The organism is Halorubellus litoreus (assembly GCF_055378595.1).
The window spans coordinates 3,509,644-3,524,459 of record NZ_AP043836.1; the positions used below are offsets into that span (position 1 = coordinate 3,509,644).

A 14,816-nucleotide genomic window follows, 5' to 3' on the forward strand; every position below is an offset into this window, starting at 1 on the left:
TCGAATACGCACGTTCGTGGACATGGAAACGCCTTTACTGGGGGTCGATGTACAGCGAAGTGAATGAGTCTCGCCGATTCGGACCGCGAACTCGTCGAGGAGGAGCTCGGCCGGGAGGCGACGCCAGCGGAGGCGGCGCTGTTCGAGAACCTCTGGAGCGAGCACTGCGCGTACCGTTCCTCGCGACCCCTGCTGTCGGCGTTCGACAGCGAGGGCGAACAGGTCGTCGTCGGGCCCGGCGACGACGCCGCCGTCGTCGCACTCCCGAACCCCGACACGGAGGGATACTCGGATACGTACGTCACGCTCGGTATCGAGAGCCACAACCACCCGAGTTACGTCGACCCGTTCGACGGCGCCGCGACCGGCGTCGGCGGTATCGTCCGCGACACGATGTCGATGGGCGCGTACCCCATCGCGCTCGCGGACTCGCTGTACTTCGGCGCGTTCGACCGCGAGCACTCGAAGTACCTCTTCGAGGGCGTCGTCGAGGGCATCAGTCACTACGGGAACTGCATCGGCGTCCCGACGGTCGCGGGGAGCGTCGACTTCCACGCGGACTACGAGGGGAATCCGCTCGTGAACGTCGCGTGCGTCGGGCTCACCGACGAGGACCGCATGATTACGGCGGTGGCGCAGGAGCCGGGGAACAAGCTCGTGCTCGTCGGGAACGCCACGGGCCGAGATGGCCTCGGTGGGGCGTCGTTCGCGAGCGAGGACCTGAGCGAGGACGCCGAAACTGAGGACCGGCCAGCGGTGCAGGTCGGCGACCCCTACGCGGAGAAGCTCCTCATCGAGACGAACGAGGTGCTCGTCGAGGAGAACCTCGTCGAGTCCGCTCGCGACCTCGGCGCCGCCGGGCTCGGCGGTGCGTCGAGCGAACTCGTCGCGAAGGGCGGCCTCGGCGCGGACCTCCGCCTGGAGGACGTCCACCAGCGCGAACCGAACATGAACGCCCTCGAGATCCTGCTCGCTGAGAGCCAGGAGCGCATGTGCTACGAGGTAGCGCCGGAGAACGTCGAGCGCGTCCGCGAGGTCTGCGAGCGGTTCGACGTCGGCTGTTCGGTCATCGGCGAGGTCACGGATGGAAACTACGTCGCGACGTTCGAGGGCGAGACGGTCGTGGACGTCGATGCCCACTTCCTCGGCGAGGGCGCGCCGATGAACGACCTCGACTGGGAGGAACCCACGGAACCCGAGCGCGACCTGCCGACGGTCGACCTCCCCGAAGCGTTCGAGGCGGTCGTCTCGTCCCCGAACACGGCGAGCAAACGCTGGGTGTACCGGCAGTACGACCACGAGGTCGGCGTGCGGACGAGCGTCCGCCCGGGTGACGACGCGGGCGTCGTCGCGGTCCGCGAAGCCGGTGTCGGCGTCGCCATCTCGTCGGGCGCAGCGCCGAACTGGACGAGTGCCGCGCCGTACGAGGGCGCCCGGGCGGTGGCGCTCGAGAACGCGACGAACCTCGCGGCGAAGGGCGCGACGCCGCTCGCCGCGGTCGACTGCCTGAACGGCGGGAACCCCGAGAAACCCGACGTCTACGGCGGCTTCAAGGGTATCGTCGACGGGCTCGCGGACATGTGCAGCGATCTGGACGTCCCCGTCGTCGGCGGGAACGTCTCGCTGTACAACGACTCGCCGTCCGGCCCGATTCCGCCGACGCCGACGCTCGCGATGGTCGGCTCCACGCCGGACTACGACGCGCCGTCGATGGCGGCGAGCGCGGAGGGCGAACTCCTGCTCGTCGGCGACCGCGTGCTCGCCGACCCCGACACGGAAGCGCGCCTCGGCGGGAGCGAGTACCTCCGCCAGCAGGGCGGGAGCGACCGCTTCCCGAGCGTCCCCGAGGACGCGAGCGCGTTCGTCCAGCTCCTCGCAGCGGTCGCGCGCGAGGACCACGTCGAGGCGACCCACGACGTGAGCGACGGCGGGCTCGCGGTCGCGCTCGCCGAGATGGTCGGCGAGGACGCCGGTATCAGCGCGCAGGTCCCCGAACAGGGCGGGCTCTCGGAGGTCGGCGAGCAGGTCGGCTGGCTGTTCAACGAGGCCAGCGGTCGCGCCCTCGTGCAGACCACGGACCCGGAGCGCGTCCGCGAGGCGTTCAGTGGCGTCGCACCCGTCGTCCGCGTCGGTGAAGGCCAGCGCGACCCGCAACTGGACCTCTCGGTCTCCTGGACGGACCTCTCCTACGACGTCGACGACATCGCGGCGCTTCGCGCGACCATCGAGAACGAGCTCGACTGACTGCGGTCGCTTCAAAACCGGGTTCGCGTCCCCGTCATCTACTTAACGGTCAAGTCTGAAGTAGTGCCCAATGCGTTCACCGGGAGGTAACGGATGACCAACGAACCGACGGTCCTCATCGTCGAGGACGAGCCGGACCTGGCGAACCTGTACGCCGCGTGGCTCCGCGAGGCCTGCGACGTGGAGACGGCGTACAACGGCAGTCAGGCGCTCGAAGCCATCGACGAGACCGTCGACATCGTCCTGCTGGACCGGCGGATGCCGGGGCTCTCCGGCGACGAGGTGCTGTCGACGATCCGGGACCGCGACCTCGACACGCGGGTCGCGATGGTGACGGCGGTGGAGCCGGACTTCGACATCATCGAGATGGGGTTCGACGACTACCTCGTCAAGCCGGTCTCGAAGGACGACCTGCTGTCGACGGTCGACCAGCTCCTCCTGCGGTCGACGTACGACGACCAGCTCCAGGAGTTCTTCGCGCTCGCCTCCAAGAAGGCCCTCCTCGATTCGCAGAAGACCGAGGCGGAGTTGCGCGCGAGCGAGGAGTACCGCCGGCTCGAGGACCGGCTGGCGGTGATGCGCGCGAAGGTCGACGACACCATCAGCGAGCTGTCGAACCACGACGCGTACCAGCGCGTCGTCCGCGACATCTCGCGGAAGACCTGACCGTTCGGCCCTCGGTTTTCGCTGTCTCCGTGACTCGCTGGGAATCCGCTCGACGGGCGCAGTGCACGGCCACGCAAGACGTTTGGGTATTGGTGTCGTCTAGCATGCTATGGCTCGGAGTCGTCGCGCGTTCGCGGTCGGGGCCGCCCTCGCGGTTGCAGGCTGTACGAACGGCCGCAAGCGGCGCGACGACGGCGCGGGCGACGAGGACGACGCGAGCGACGCTCCGGCGCCGGTCCGCGACCAGCCGGCGTCGAAGTGGGGAAGCGAGGACCCGCGCGAGTGGTGGGCGACCCTTCCGGACCTCGCGCTCGTGAACGACGGCGATGATGGCGTGACCGCGTACGTCGCCATCTACGGGCCGGACTGGCTCGAACCCAGGTTCCGGCGGACGGCGTCGCTACGAGCACCCGTGCACGGAGAGCCGCCGGCGCGGGTCGCGTTCAGCGACGTGGACGTCGTCGGAGCGAGCGGCGTGCTCGCCGTCGAGACCGCGGACGGCCTCACCGGCACGCAGGACTGGGACGGCGGCGGCCCGCGTCGCGGCGTCGTCGTCCACCTGTTCGACGACCGCATCGAGTTCGCGGTCGTCGCGCGATAGCGGAACGGAGCCAGGGTCGAGGTCGCCCAGCGTGCCTCACTCGCGGTCGACGGTGAACGTCGGCGCGCTCGTGATCGAGAACCGCGTGCCGCCTGGGTCGCCGGTCGTCACGTCGACGTCCCAGCCGTGGGCTTGCGCGATCTGGCGGGCGACCGGGAGGCCGAGGCCGACGCCGGCGTCGCTCGACCCCTGTGGTTCGAAGACGCGATCGAACTCGGTCTCCGGTATCTCCGCGGCGTCGTCGAGGATGTAGAACCCGTCCGGACGGCCGTCGGCGGCGCGCTCCGGGCCGATGCGGACCGTCGCTCCGGCGTCCTGCGCGCGACTGTGGATGTCGTTGAAGAACGTCTCCAGCATGTGCACGAGTCGATCGCGGTCCGCGCGTAGCGACCCCTCGAACTCGAGGTACACCGTCATGTCGTCCGCGAGCGACCCGTCGAGGGCGTCCGCGAGCGCGCTCTCGAACCCGACGGACTCGCGCGACCCGAGCGTGGCGGAGTCCTTCGCGAACTCGAGGATGTCGTCGACGAGCGCCTCCGCGCGGTTCAGGGTCTCCGTGGGCGCCCCCTCGCTCGCCGCAGATACTGAGGCGAGGTCGTCCGCCGCCGTCTCCAGGTGCGCCTGGAGGTCCTCGCTGAGGATGTCCGCGACCGCGCCGAGGCGTTCGCGTTGCTCCTCGAGGCTCGCCCGACGCTCGTCGAGCAGTTGCTCGCGGTCCATGCGGTCCAGCGCCGCGGTCGTGTTCTCCGCGAGCAGGGAGACGAGCTCGAGGTCCGCCTCGTCGAACGCGTCCGGCTCGAGCGCACCGGTCATCACCACGCCGTGCGCGCCCAGCGGCGCGACGATCTCCGCGTGCAGCGGCGTGTCCTCGTTGAATCGCCCGTCGTGGTCGTGGACGTCGTCGAACAGCCGCGGTTCGCCGTCCCGGTATACCTCCCAGACGAGGCCGTCGCCCTCCGGGAACTGCGGGAGCCCACCGAGCTCCTCGTGCGCGCCAGCGGTCGCCGCGATGGGGTCGAGGACGCCGCGTTCGTCGTCGATGAGCCACACGCCCGAGATCGGAAGCCCCAGAAGCTTCCCGGTGGCGTGGGTCGCCACCGAGCAGATCTCTGGCGCGTCCTCCGCCTGGAACAGCCAGCGCGTGACGTCGTGCAGTCGTTCGACGACGCGCTCGTACTCGCGCTGGTCGGTGACGTCCCTGACGACGCCCGCCACGCGCTCCCGGTGCTCGTCGAGCGGCACCATCCGGACCTCCCCGATGCGTTCGTCGCCGGCGTCACCGCGGAACGAGAGCTCGAAGCGCTCGAAGCTCGTGTCGCCCCGGCGGATCGCCTCGACGGCCTGCCCGAGTTTCGTCGTCGACCGCGCGTCGACCGCCGCGAGCTCGTGGAGGCGGTCGACGTGCTCGCCGACGAGCGACTCCCGGTCTGTCGATAAAGCGTCCTCGATGGCCTCGTTCACGGACGCGACGTGATTGTCCGTGTCGACGACGATGACGCCGTCGTTGACGGCTTCGACGACGCGCGCGTGCTCGTCGAGCTTGCGCTTCCGCGTCCGCCGGTCGGTGACGTCCTGCATGAACACGGAGAGCCCGTGGTCGCCGGGGTACGCGCGCGCCTCGAACCACGTGTTCAGGGGCTTGTGGTAGACGTCGAACGCGACCGGGTCGCCGGTCTCCATCGCCTCGTGGAAGCTCTCGGGGAACTGCGTCTCGACGGTCTCGGGGAACTCGTCCCACATGACGCGGCCGAGGAGGTCCTCGCGCGAGCGCCACAGGAGGGATTCGGCGCGGTCGTTGAGGTACGTGAACCGCCAGTCGGTGTCGAGCGCGAAGAACACGTCTTCGACGCGGTCCAGAACTGGCTCGCTGGGGTCGGGGACGGGCGTCTCGCTCATCGTGGGCGACCACCTCGCGGCCGCGAAGGCAGCGTGGGGGTGGGGTGGCGCCCGGGGCAGGCCGGGGGCTGATCCATCTACTCGAATGGGTCTACGGGTGAGGGGCTACTTGACTCTCGTGGCCGCGGCCGACGCGACGATATCTCGAACGATACCCGAACGATACCCGGACATTACTCGGACGAAAGCCGGACGATACCCGGACGATGCCACCTGGGCGCGACCGGTCAGAAGAACTGGAGCATGCACGCGTCCGTTTCGGGGTACGCCGCGTCGAGCGCGCCGAGGACGCCCTCGGGCGGGTCGGCGTCGTCGCGGCCGGTGAGGTCGCGGGTGCGGGCGAGGTCGGTCGCGGTGCGCGTCCCGAGGAGGACCTGGGTGAGTGCGCCGACGCCGAGTTCGACGTCCGGGACCGCTCCAGGTGCGCGCTCTGCGGTCGCGGTGCCGTCCCCGAGCGAGAGCCGGACGGGGTCCTCGTGCCACGCGGCGAGCGGGTCCGCGACGTCGAGGACGACGTCCGTGTCGACGCCCGGTTCGACGGGGACGGCTTCGAGCGCGTCGACGGCGTCGACGACGCGACCCATCGGGCCGGTCCGGAGGTCGCTCTCGACCGCGCCGGGGTCGTCGACGACGTACGCGAGCGGCCAGTCGACGGGCGTCTTCAGGCGGACGGTCTCGACCTGCGAGTCGTGCGCGTGACAGAACGACAACACCGCGAGGAGGGCGTCGTGGTCGACCGCGCCGAAGTACGAGACGCTCAGGCGACGGCCGTCGTCGCCGTCCTCGACGGTGTACGTGAGGTACGCGACCGGGTCGCCGTCCCGGTAGCCGACCGCGGCGTACGGGTCGGTGCCCCAGGACTCGAAGACCCGGTGCCGCCAGAAGTCCTCGCCGCGGTCGATGGCGAGCGTCTGCGTCCACGTCGCGTCGTCGACCGCGTCGAGGGCGGCCCAGTCGTCGGCGGTGACGCGCTCGAACTGGACGGCGTCCGCGGCGTCGGTCTCGGTCGCGAACGACAGCGAGCCCGCGTCGACGTCGTGGACCGCGTACCGGTTCGTCGTCGCCCACCCGTACTGGCCGTAGAACGGCGTCGAGAACGGCCAGAGGAGGCTGAGCGGGTCGCCGCGCTCGCGGTACTCGGCGAGCGAGTGCTCGAGGAGCTGGCGGACGTTCCCGCCGCGGCGGTGTTCGGGCGGCGACGCGACCATCGTGAGGCCCGGAGCGGACGTGGGGGAGCCGCGGACGTCGACGTCGAACCAGTAGTGCGCGCAGACCACGCGGAGGTCGTCGCCATCGAACAGGCCGCGCTGGCCGCCGACCGCTTCCGGTGCGTCCTCCGGGTCGAACTCGTCGGGGTCGAACGGCCCGGACTGGGCGTCGAACGCGTACCGCACTATCTCGGTGACGCGCTCGTCGGGCGGTTCTATCTCGCGGTACTGCATACGCGGAGAAGCACCCGGAGACATCAAGAAGGTTCCCGCGGCGTGCGACCGGTTCACGTATCCGGGGCGGCGACGCGGTCAGTCGAGGAACCGCTCGAGGCGGTCGGTCGCCTCCCGGAGGTCGTCGAGCCCGGTCGCGTACGACACGCGGAGGTGGCCCTCGCCGCCGTCGCCGAAGACGCTCCCGGGGACGACCGCAACGCCTTCGGCCTTCAGGAGGTCCTCGGCGAACGCGTCGCCGGTCTGGTCGGTCGGGACCTCCGGGAACGCGTAGAACGCGCCCTTCGCGCGGAAGCACTCGATACCGAGTTCGTCGAAGCGCGCGAGGAGGAAGTTCCGGCGGCGGTCGTACGCCGCCGTCATCTCCTCGACCGCGTCGTCGCACGACGAAAGCGCTTCGAGCGCGGCGTGCTGGGCGGTCGTCGGCGCGGACAGCATCCCGTACTGGTGGATGCGGTTCATGCCCATCACGGCCTCGCTCGGCCCCATCACGTACCCGAGGCGGAGGCCCGTCATCGCGTACGCCTTCGAGAAGCCGTTCACGACCACGGTCCGTTCGCGCATCCCCGGGAGGGTCGCGATGCTCGTGTGGTCGTGCTCGTACTGGAGCGCGGCGTATATCTCGTCGCTGACGACCGTGAGGTCGTTCTCGACCGCGAACTCCGCGATCGGCCGCAGGTGCTGCTCGCGCATCGTCGCACCAGTCGGGTTGTTCGGGAAGCACATCACGAGCACCTCCGCGTCGCCGGCACCCGAATCCTCGAGGGCCGAACGCGTCAACCGGAACTCGTCGCGCTCGTACGTCGCCACGGGCAGTACCTCGCCGCCCGCGAACGTCACGCCGGGCGCGTACGACACGTACGCCGGCTCCGCGACCGCGACCGTATCCCCGGGGTTCACGAACGCGCGGAACGCCAGGTCGACCGCCTCACTCGCACCGGCGGTGACGAGTATCTCGTCCTCGGCGTCGTACCCGAGGTCGTACTTCGCGTCCACGTGGTCGCTTATCGCCTCCCGCAACTCGCGCATCCCGCGGTTCGCGGTGTAACTCGTCTGCCCGCGCTCCAGCGAATCGACCGCGGCGGTTCGCGCGCGCCACGGCGTCGCGAAGTCCGGTTCGCCGACCCCCAGCGAGATGACGTCGTCGCGCTCCTCCGCCAGCTCGAAGAACTTCCGGATACCCGACGGCGGCACCGCCTGCACGCGCTCGGAGAGAGTAATCCCCATGGTCAGGGACTCACCGACAGTCGGTCGTCGTCGTCGCCGTCCCCGAAGTCGACGCCGCTCTCCTTGTACGTCGTCATCGCGTAGTGCGTGACGGTCTGCGTGACCGCCGGGAGCGGCGCGACCTCGTCCGCGATGAACGCGGAGACGTCCCGCATCGACTCGCCGAGGATCTCGACGTGGAAGTCGTAGTCGCCCGACACCAGCCGGAGGGTGTCGACGGCGTCGTAGCCCGCGAGGCGCTCCGCGACGTCCGCGTACCCCGTCTCGCGGTCCAGCTCCACGTTCACCTCGACGACCGCGCGAACGCGCTCGCGGTCCGTCGACTCCCAGTCGACGACCGGGCGGTACCCGCGGACGACACCGTCGGCTTCCAGGTCCGCGATCGCTGCTTCGACCTCGCTCGCGTCGAGCCCCGTCATCCGTGCCAGGTCCTCGGTACTGTACCGGGCGTTCTCCAGGAGCGACTCGAGCAAGGCATCTCGCGCACTCGCAGTCATACACGAACGACCATCCGGGACTGGGATAAGGGTTTCTTCCCCGGCGGCACTCGCGGAACGACGCCTCGGCTCGGAGACCGAGTGCGGGCGTCGACGCCGGAATTGGCGTCGTCGCGGACGCCGACAGCGTCAGTCGTAGTTCTTGAAGATGTGCGCGCGGACGTCGTCCTTCGTCTGCACGTACTCGGTGGTGCCGTCCGGCATGTCGATCTCGTAGCGCGCGTCCTCCTTCGAGGCCTCGCGCCATTTGTCGTCGTGCGTGTCCAGGAGGTTCATCATCGCGTTCAGGCGGTCGTCGTCGTCGCCCTCCGCGTCGGGCGTCGGCCCGCTGCTGCTCGACCCGCTTTCCGCGTCCTCGCCGGTCTCGTCGGCGCCAGCGTCCTCGCTCGCGTCCGCGGTCGTGCTCGCGTCGTCGGCGTCGGCGGCGACCGCGCCACCGTCCGCGCTCGTCGCGCTCTCGCCGTCGGCGACCGCGTCGGTGTCGACGTCCACGTCCGCGTCCACGTCGAGCTCGCCGCCGCCCTCGAAGTGATCGATGAGGTACTGGAGGGCATCCTGCTCGCGAACGGACCCGTACTGGACCTCGTTCTGGAGTTCGTCACGGAGCGCGCGCAGGAACGCCTGCTGTTCGTCGGATACGTCGATGGTCGGCATGGTCGCACGTCAGTCGGCAGGCCACTTAAGCGTGGACGCTCGGCCGGTCGACGCGACCCCGCCGGGAGGCGATATCGATGGTTACACGGTGGGTCGTGGAGCACGCCCGAACCGATGCCCCGCGCTCGCCTCCTCGGCGTCGCCGCGCTCTACGCCGCGACGGTGCTCGCCGTGCTCGCCCTCCTCGCGTCCGTCCTCCTGGCTCCGATGCTCACCATCCATCCGGCCTCCATCCTCGTCCCGTCGGCGTACCTCGCGCTGGTCACGCTCGAGTTCGACGAGGACGAGGACCGGAAGCTGTACTTCCTCCCGCTCGGCGTCTGCCTGCTCGCCGCCGGCGCGTTCGTGGGTGCCAGCGAACTCGAACCGCTCGTCCGGTCCGTCGACGCCCGCAGCGCCGTCGGTCTCGGCACCGTACAGGCCGCAGCGACCGTCGTCGTGCTCGGCGCACTGGTCGCGGTCACCGTCCCCGTCGTCGTCAACTGGTACGCGTGGCGAGAGCTCGACGACACTGCGGTCGCCGACGACGCGGACGGAACACGCATCCCCGACGAGTTCACTGCGCACGCACCCGACCGGCTCTCGACGGTCGTCCTCGACGACCCCGACCCCGCGGTGTACGTCGTCGACGACGGCCGACGCGCACTGCTCGGGTTCACCGCCGGCGCGACCAAAATCCTCGACGACCGGGAGCGCGAGGCCGTCGTCGCCCGCGAACTCACGCGCGTCGTCGACCGCGAGGCCGCGGCGTCGTTCTGGGCGAGCGCGCTCGCGTTCGCGGCCGCTCGCCTCGTGGACCCCATCTCCACGCCCGAGTACGAGGCACGGGCCGGCGGGAAGGTCCGCCTCCCGTACTGGTTCGTCGCCCCCCTGAAGATAGTCGGCGCGGTGCTCGCGCTCGTCCTCTGCTTCGCCATCCCCATCGCGTTACTCGCAACCATCCTCCACGTGAACGCGTTCCTGCTCGTGTTCGCGTACGCCGTCGCCACGGTCGCCGCGGGGTTCGGGCTCACGAAGGCCGCACGGTGGCTCGCCCACGACCTCGCGACCGACGCCGTCATCACCGCCGACGAACACGGCGCGGTCCTCGCCGACGACCCGGACGCGCTCACCGCCGCACTCCGGAAACTCCACGACGCCGACGCGACCGGCGAGGACGCAGCAACCATCGCCAGCGACCGCGGCGACGAGGACGCGGCGACCGTCGGGAGCGACCGCCACGAGGACACGCTCGACGCGTTCGACGGCCTCGTTCACTTCCCCACCGACCGGGTCCCCATCGAGGAGCGCCTCGACGCGCTCGACGACGTCGCAGAACGCCTCGACGAGCGACGTGGTCGGTCCGCGAGCGCAGCCGCGCCGAGCAGGACGCAGTGAAGCCGGGCGCTCCGCGCGCGAGCACGCTCGGAGCGATGCGTCGTCGGCCCGCATGGTGCGAACCGGTGGCTTGAGGGCCCGTCGTCACGACTCGCCGACACGAACCGTGTCTCGCGCCCTCGGCGTCCTCGCGCTGTACGCCGTCGCGGTCAGCGTCGTCTTCGAGGTGTTCGCGTCCCTGTACGTTCCCGTCCTGACGGTATCGTGGGGCGGCCCCCTCACGCTCCTCGTCGTGACCGGAACGTTCACCATACTGCTCGTGCTCTGTCTCGCGTTCTGGCTCGAACTCACGATCGACCCCGGGAAAGACCCGGCGGACGTCGAGTTCGACCGTGGCCGACTCCTGTTGGTGCCGTTCGCGCTCGCGGTGCTCGCGAGCGCGCCGGCGTTCCTGACCCCGAAGGCCGCGTTCGGCGGGCGTCTCGCGGTCGGTGGGGTCTCGGTTTCGGTCTCGGAGACCGTGATACCGACGGTCGCACTCTGCATCGTGGTCCTCGTCGCACTCCCGCTCGCCGTTCGGCGCTTTGCGTGGCGGCGCGTGAACGCGCTCGCGGTCGAGACGACGGCTTCAGGGGGGGACCGACCGGGCGAACGGTCGGTTCCGGACGTCGGAAGCACCCTCGACGTGGCCGTGCCGGAGCGTCTGGAGTTCGTCACGCTGGACGTGGACTCGCCCGCCGTCTACCTGTTCGACGACGGGCACCGTGCGGTCGTGGCGTTCACGACCGGTGCGCTCGACGCCCTCTCGCCGCGCGAACGCGACGCGCTCCTCGCTCGCGAGGTCGCACGGGTCGTCGAGCGCGCCGCAGTCCCGCAGTTCTGGGCGAGCGCGCTCGCGCACGGCGTCGACTACACGCTGGAGCCGGTCACGACCCGCGCGTACGACGCTCGTGCGGGCGGCAAGGTGCGGCTCCCGTACTGGGTCGTCGGCCCGCTCAAGACCGCCGCGGTCCTCGTCGTCCTCTTCCTCTTCGTCGCACTCCACGTCTGGGCGCTGGCGTCGTCGCTCCCCGTCGACCCGTACCTGCTCTCGGCGGCGTACGCCATCGGCGTCCCGGCCGTCGCGTTCGGGCTCGCACGAGTCGCGACGCGCGTCGCGGACTGGACCGCGACGACGCACGTCGTCGCCGCGGACGAGCACGGCGCGCTCCTCGCCGACGACGCAAGGACCCTCCTCGCTGCACTCCGCAGGCTCGACGACGCGGACCGCGCACGGGACAGTCGGGAAGACGACAACGAAGACGCCCTCGGGACGCTCGACGTCCTCGCGGACTGCCCGACCGACCGCGTCCCCCTCGAGGAGCGCCTCGACGCGCTCGAGGACGTCGCCGACCGCCTCGAGGACCGACCGAACGTCGATGTGACCGCCGGGAACGCCAGTTCTTAACCCGACGCCCACGTACGAGCGGGCATGGTCCTGAAGGAGTCAGACTCGACGCTCGGCGAAGGCGACGTCGCACCGGACTTCGAACTCCGCGGCACCGACGGCGACACCCACGGCCTCGACGACTTCGCGGACAACGACGCGCTGCTCGTCGTGTTCACGTGCAACCACTGCCCGTACGCGAAAGCGAAGTTCGACCTCCTGAACGAACTCGCCGCCGAGTACGACGACGTCGCGGTCGTCGGCATCAACCCGAACGACGCCGAAGAGTACCCCGACGACTCCTTCGACGCGATGGTCGAGTACGTCGAAGACGGTCGCGTCCAGTACGACGCGTACCTCCGCGACGAATCCCAATCGGTCGCGTCCGCGTACGGCGCCGTCTGCACGCCCGACCCGTTCCTCTTCGAGAACGACGACGGGACGTTCCGGCTCGCCTACCACGGCCGACTCGACGACGCACTCAACCCCGACGACGAACCGTCGCGGTTCCACATCCGCGAAGCCATCGACGCCGTCCTCGCAGGCGACGACGTCGACCTCGAGTGGCAGCCGTCCCAGGGCTGCTCGATAAAGTGGACTGAGAACTGAACGCTCGCTCTTTCCTGCGGTCCCTCGCCGGTCAGTGCTCGACGAGTCCTCGCGACACCCGGCGTCGTAGCGAACGCGTCTCCTCGACCGCGGTCGTCCCGAGCGAGAGCACCGGGTAACTCGACGGCAGGTCGCCGTACACGTACTCGTAGAGCGTCGTCGGCCCACCGGCTTGCCCGACGACGTGACGTTGCTCGTGGATGTCGGCCTGCCGCGACTCCAAGAGCGAGACGGTCGTGTCGCGAGTCGCTTGGATCGCGTGCCAGTCCGCGATGAGGTCCGCTCGCGGCCGGTCCGGGTCCGGGTCCGGGTTCACGCCCGAGAGTGTCTCGTCGACCTCGGCGAGCGTTCGCGTGCACGACGACAACGACTCCTGTTCCGCGTCGAGTGCAGCGAGCAACCGCTCTCGGCGCTGTTTGGCTTGCAGCGCGGACGCGTGCAGCGTCCGCTTCAGTTGTGGGGAGAGGATGGCGCCGTTCTGGACGGCGAGCGCGACGTCGTCGCCGAACTCGGCGGCCATGTGTTCGGCGAGCGAGTCGTCGTACTCGTCGTCGTAGTGCGGGACGTCCATGACGGTTCGACGGTAGGCGTCGACGACGTCCGGGAGGCGACCGGTACGCGAGCCGGTGACCGTCATCGGACCACCGTCGGTGAGTCGCGGGTTCTCGCTGTCGATACCGGCCAGAGCGTCGACGAACGCGGCGAACGCGTCGCGCTCGCGCTGCGTTCGGTCTTGTTCCGCGTCGAGCGCGTCGGCTGCGTCGTGGAGCCGGGAGAGCGCGAGGAGGACGGCTGCGGCGAACAGGACTGTTGCGACCGCAGCGAGCGCGTGCGTGAGGACGTCGGCGGGAACGCAGAGCCCCTCGGCGAGGCACGTTTCGCCAGTCGCCCCTATCTGTTGTTGGGACACCCGCGTGAGTCCTGGCGAGGAGAGTGACATCGTATGTCGTGTCTTGACACGGCGAGCGAATAATAGTTGTCCCTCGTCCCGGTCAACCAACCATTTCGAGCGGTTGCGTCTGACGCACGCTGACGTCGCTATCGGTCCCAATTCGACGACCAGTGTGACAGAAAGCGGATGTGTCTGGTGGCGTGCTCGTCGACCGTCCCGTCAGACCGCTTTCCGATACTGCCGCGGCCACTCGACGGCGTCCTCGCGGTCGAGCGTTTGGGCGGCGTGCAGCGCGAAGTACGGGTCGCGGAGGTGCTGTCGGCCGACGATAGCGAGGTCGGCGCGATCGTTCCGAACGAGCGCGTCGGCCTGCTCGGGGGTCGTGATGCCGCCGACCGCACCGACGAGCGCGTCCCCGCCGACGGCCTCGCGGACGCGCTCGGCGTACTGTACCTGATAGTTCGGGCCCATCTCCGGCAGTTGCTGGTTCGGATGCAGGCCACCGGCGGAGACGTCGACGAGATCGACGACGCCGTGGCTCGCGAGGTCGGCGGCGAGTGCGGCGGTGTCGTCGACGGTCCACGAGTCGCGGTCCGGGAGCCAGTCCGTCGCCGAGAAACGAACGAACACCGGCTTCTCGTCGGGGACGGCGTCGCGAACTGCGGTGCAGACCTCGCGGACGACGCGCGTTCGCGCCTCGAAGCTCCCACCGTAGCGGTCCTCGCGACGGTTCGTGACGGGACTCAGGAACTGGTGGAGGAGGTACCCGTGTGCAGCGTGCACCTCGACGACGTCGAACCCGGCGTCGTCGGCGCGTGCGGCAGCGTTCGCGAAGTCGTCGACGAGCGCCTCGACGTCCGTCGTCGACATCGTCTCCACGTGCTTGACGTCGGCGTCGTCGCTGCGTTCGTCGTCGCCCTCGCGCCAGGGATACGCGTCGGCGCTCGGCGACGGCGCCACCCAGCCGTCGCCGGTCGGGCCGACCGGGACCGAATCCTCCCAGGGCGGCCGCTTGCTTCCCTTGTGCCCGGCATGCGCGAGCTGGACGCCCGAGAGCGCGCCGGACTCCTCGCAGAACGCGGTTATGGGTTCGAGCGCGTCGACGTGCGCGTCGCTCCACAGCCCGAGGTCGTCCGTACTGATGCGGCCGTCGGGGCGGACCGCGGTCGCCTCGGTCATGACGATACCGGCGCCGCCGACGGCACGCGATTCCAGGTGCTGGCGGTGCCATTCGGTCGCAAGGCCGTCCTGGTCGGGACAGGAGTACTGGCACATCGGCGAGACCATCACGCGGTTGCGCGCGGTCCGGTCGCGCATGGAGAGGTCGCTGAACAGGTCGGTCATC

Annotated in this window: 13 protein-coding genes; 6 read left to right on the forward strand and 7 right to left on the reverse strand. The window is 70.0% G+C overall.

The genetic code is table 11. The features are described 5' to 3' along the window. The first annotated feature begins 63 nt into the window (after positions 1–63). The 3 genes from purL (at position 64) to ACZ48X_RS21915 (ending at position 3,511) form a co-directional block, all read left to right on the forward strand. On the forward strand, positions 64–2,244 hold the full coding sequence (gene purL, locus ACZ48X_RS21905) for a phosphoribosylformylglycinamidine synthase subunit PurL (RefSeq protein ID WP_336350370.1): 2,181 nt from the start codon (positions 64–66) through the stop codon (positions 2,242–2,244). Between the two features lie 93 nt (positions 2,245–2,337). Further along, positions 2,338–2,910: a HalX domain-containing protein gene (locus tag ACZ48X_RS21910; protein WP_227131048.1), complete on the forward strand. Its 573-nt coding sequence runs from the start codon at positions 2,338–2,340 to the stop codon at positions 2,908–2,910. A 109-nt stretch (positions 2,911–3,019) separates the two neighbouring features. Further along, the gene (locus tag ACZ48X_RS21915; RefSeq protein WP_336350369.1) at positions 3,020–3,511 is read left to right on the forward strand and encodes a hypothetical protein; all 492 of its coding nucleotides are present in this window, start codon (positions 3,020–3,022) and stop codon (positions 3,509–3,511) included. 36 nt (positions 3,512–3,547) lie between these two features. Here ACZ48X_RS21915 and ACZ48X_RS21920 read toward each other — a convergent pair whose 3' ends face one another. The 5 genes from ACZ48X_RS21920 to ACZ48X_RS21940 form a co-directional block, all read right to left on the reverse strand. Further along, the gene (locus tag ACZ48X_RS21920) at positions 3,548–5,407 is read right to left on the reverse strand and encodes a PAS domain-containing protein (protein ID WP_336350368.1); all 1,860 of its coding nucleotides are present in this window, start codon (positions 5,405–5,407) and stop codon (positions 3,548–3,550) included. A 227-nt stretch (positions 5,408–5,634) separates the two neighbouring features. After that, positions 5,635–6,849 (reverse strand): GNAT family N-acetyltransferase, encoded by a 1,215-nt coding sequence (locus ACZ48X_RS21925; protein WP_336350367.1) that lies wholly within the window; start codon positions 6,847–6,849, stop codon positions 5,635–5,637. A 78-nt stretch (positions 6,850–6,927) separates the two neighbouring features. Then, positions 6,928–8,076 carry a pyridoxal phosphate-dependent aminotransferase gene (locus ACZ48X_RS21930; protein ID WP_336350366.1) on the reverse strand — a complete coding sequence of 383 codons (1,149 nt, stop codon included), beginning with the start codon at positions 8,074–8,076 and terminating at the stop codon, positions 6,928–6,930. Positions 8,077–8,078: 2 nt separating this feature from the next. Next, the gene (locus ACZ48X_RS21935) at positions 8,079–8,573 is read right to left on the reverse strand and encodes an Lrp/AsnC family transcriptional regulator (protein WP_336350365.1); all 495 of its coding nucleotides are present in this window, start codon (positions 8,571–8,573) and stop codon (positions 8,079–8,081) included. 129 nt (positions 8,574–8,702) lie between these two features. Continuing rightward, on the reverse strand, positions 8,703–9,227 hold the full coding sequence (locus ACZ48X_RS21940; RefSeq protein WP_336350364.1) for a hypothetical protein: 525 nt from the start codon (positions 9,225–9,227) through the stop codon (positions 8,703–8,705). A gap of 114 nt (positions 9,228–9,341) precedes the next feature. On the opposite strand from ACZ48X_RS21940, the gene ACZ48X_RS21945 reads away from it, so the two are divergent. The 3 genes from ACZ48X_RS21945 to ACZ48X_RS21955 all read left to right on the forward strand — a co-directional run bounded on the left by ACZ48X_RS21945 (position 9,342) and on the right by ACZ48X_RS21955 (position 12,579). Further along, positions 9,342–10,604: a hypothetical protein gene (locus tag ACZ48X_RS21945; protein ID WP_336350363.1), complete on the forward strand. Its 1,263-nt coding sequence runs from the start codon at positions 9,342–9,344 to the stop codon at positions 10,602–10,604. 106 nt (positions 10,605–10,710) lie between these two features. Next, positions 10,711–11,991 (forward strand): hypothetical protein, encoded by a 1,281-nt coding sequence (locus ACZ48X_RS21950; protein ID WP_336350362.1) that lies wholly within the window; start codon positions 10,711–10,713, stop codon positions 11,989–11,991. 24 nt (positions 11,992–12,015) lie between these two features. Then, on the forward strand, positions 12,016–12,579 hold the full coding sequence (locus tag ACZ48X_RS21955; RefSeq protein ID WP_336350361.1) for a thioredoxin family protein: 564 nt from the start codon (positions 12,016–12,018) through the stop codon (positions 12,577–12,579). 31 nt (positions 12,580–12,610) lie between these two features. On the opposite strand, the gene ACZ48X_RS21960 is transcribed toward ACZ48X_RS21955, so the two are convergent. Beyond that, the gene (locus ACZ48X_RS21960; protein WP_336350360.1) at positions 12,611–13,519 is read right to left on the reverse strand and encodes a DUF7260 family protein; all 909 of its coding nucleotides are present in this window, start codon (positions 13,517–13,519) and stop codon (positions 12,611–12,613) included. Between the two features lie 171 nt (positions 13,520–13,690). Then, positions 13,691–14,815 carry an oxidoreductase gene (locus tag ACZ48X_RS21965; RefSeq protein ID WP_336350359.1) on the reverse strand — a complete coding sequence of 375 codons (1,125 nt, stop codon included), beginning with the start codon at positions 14,813–14,815 and terminating at the stop codon, positions 13,691–13,693. Position 14,816: the final 1 nt, after the last annotated feature.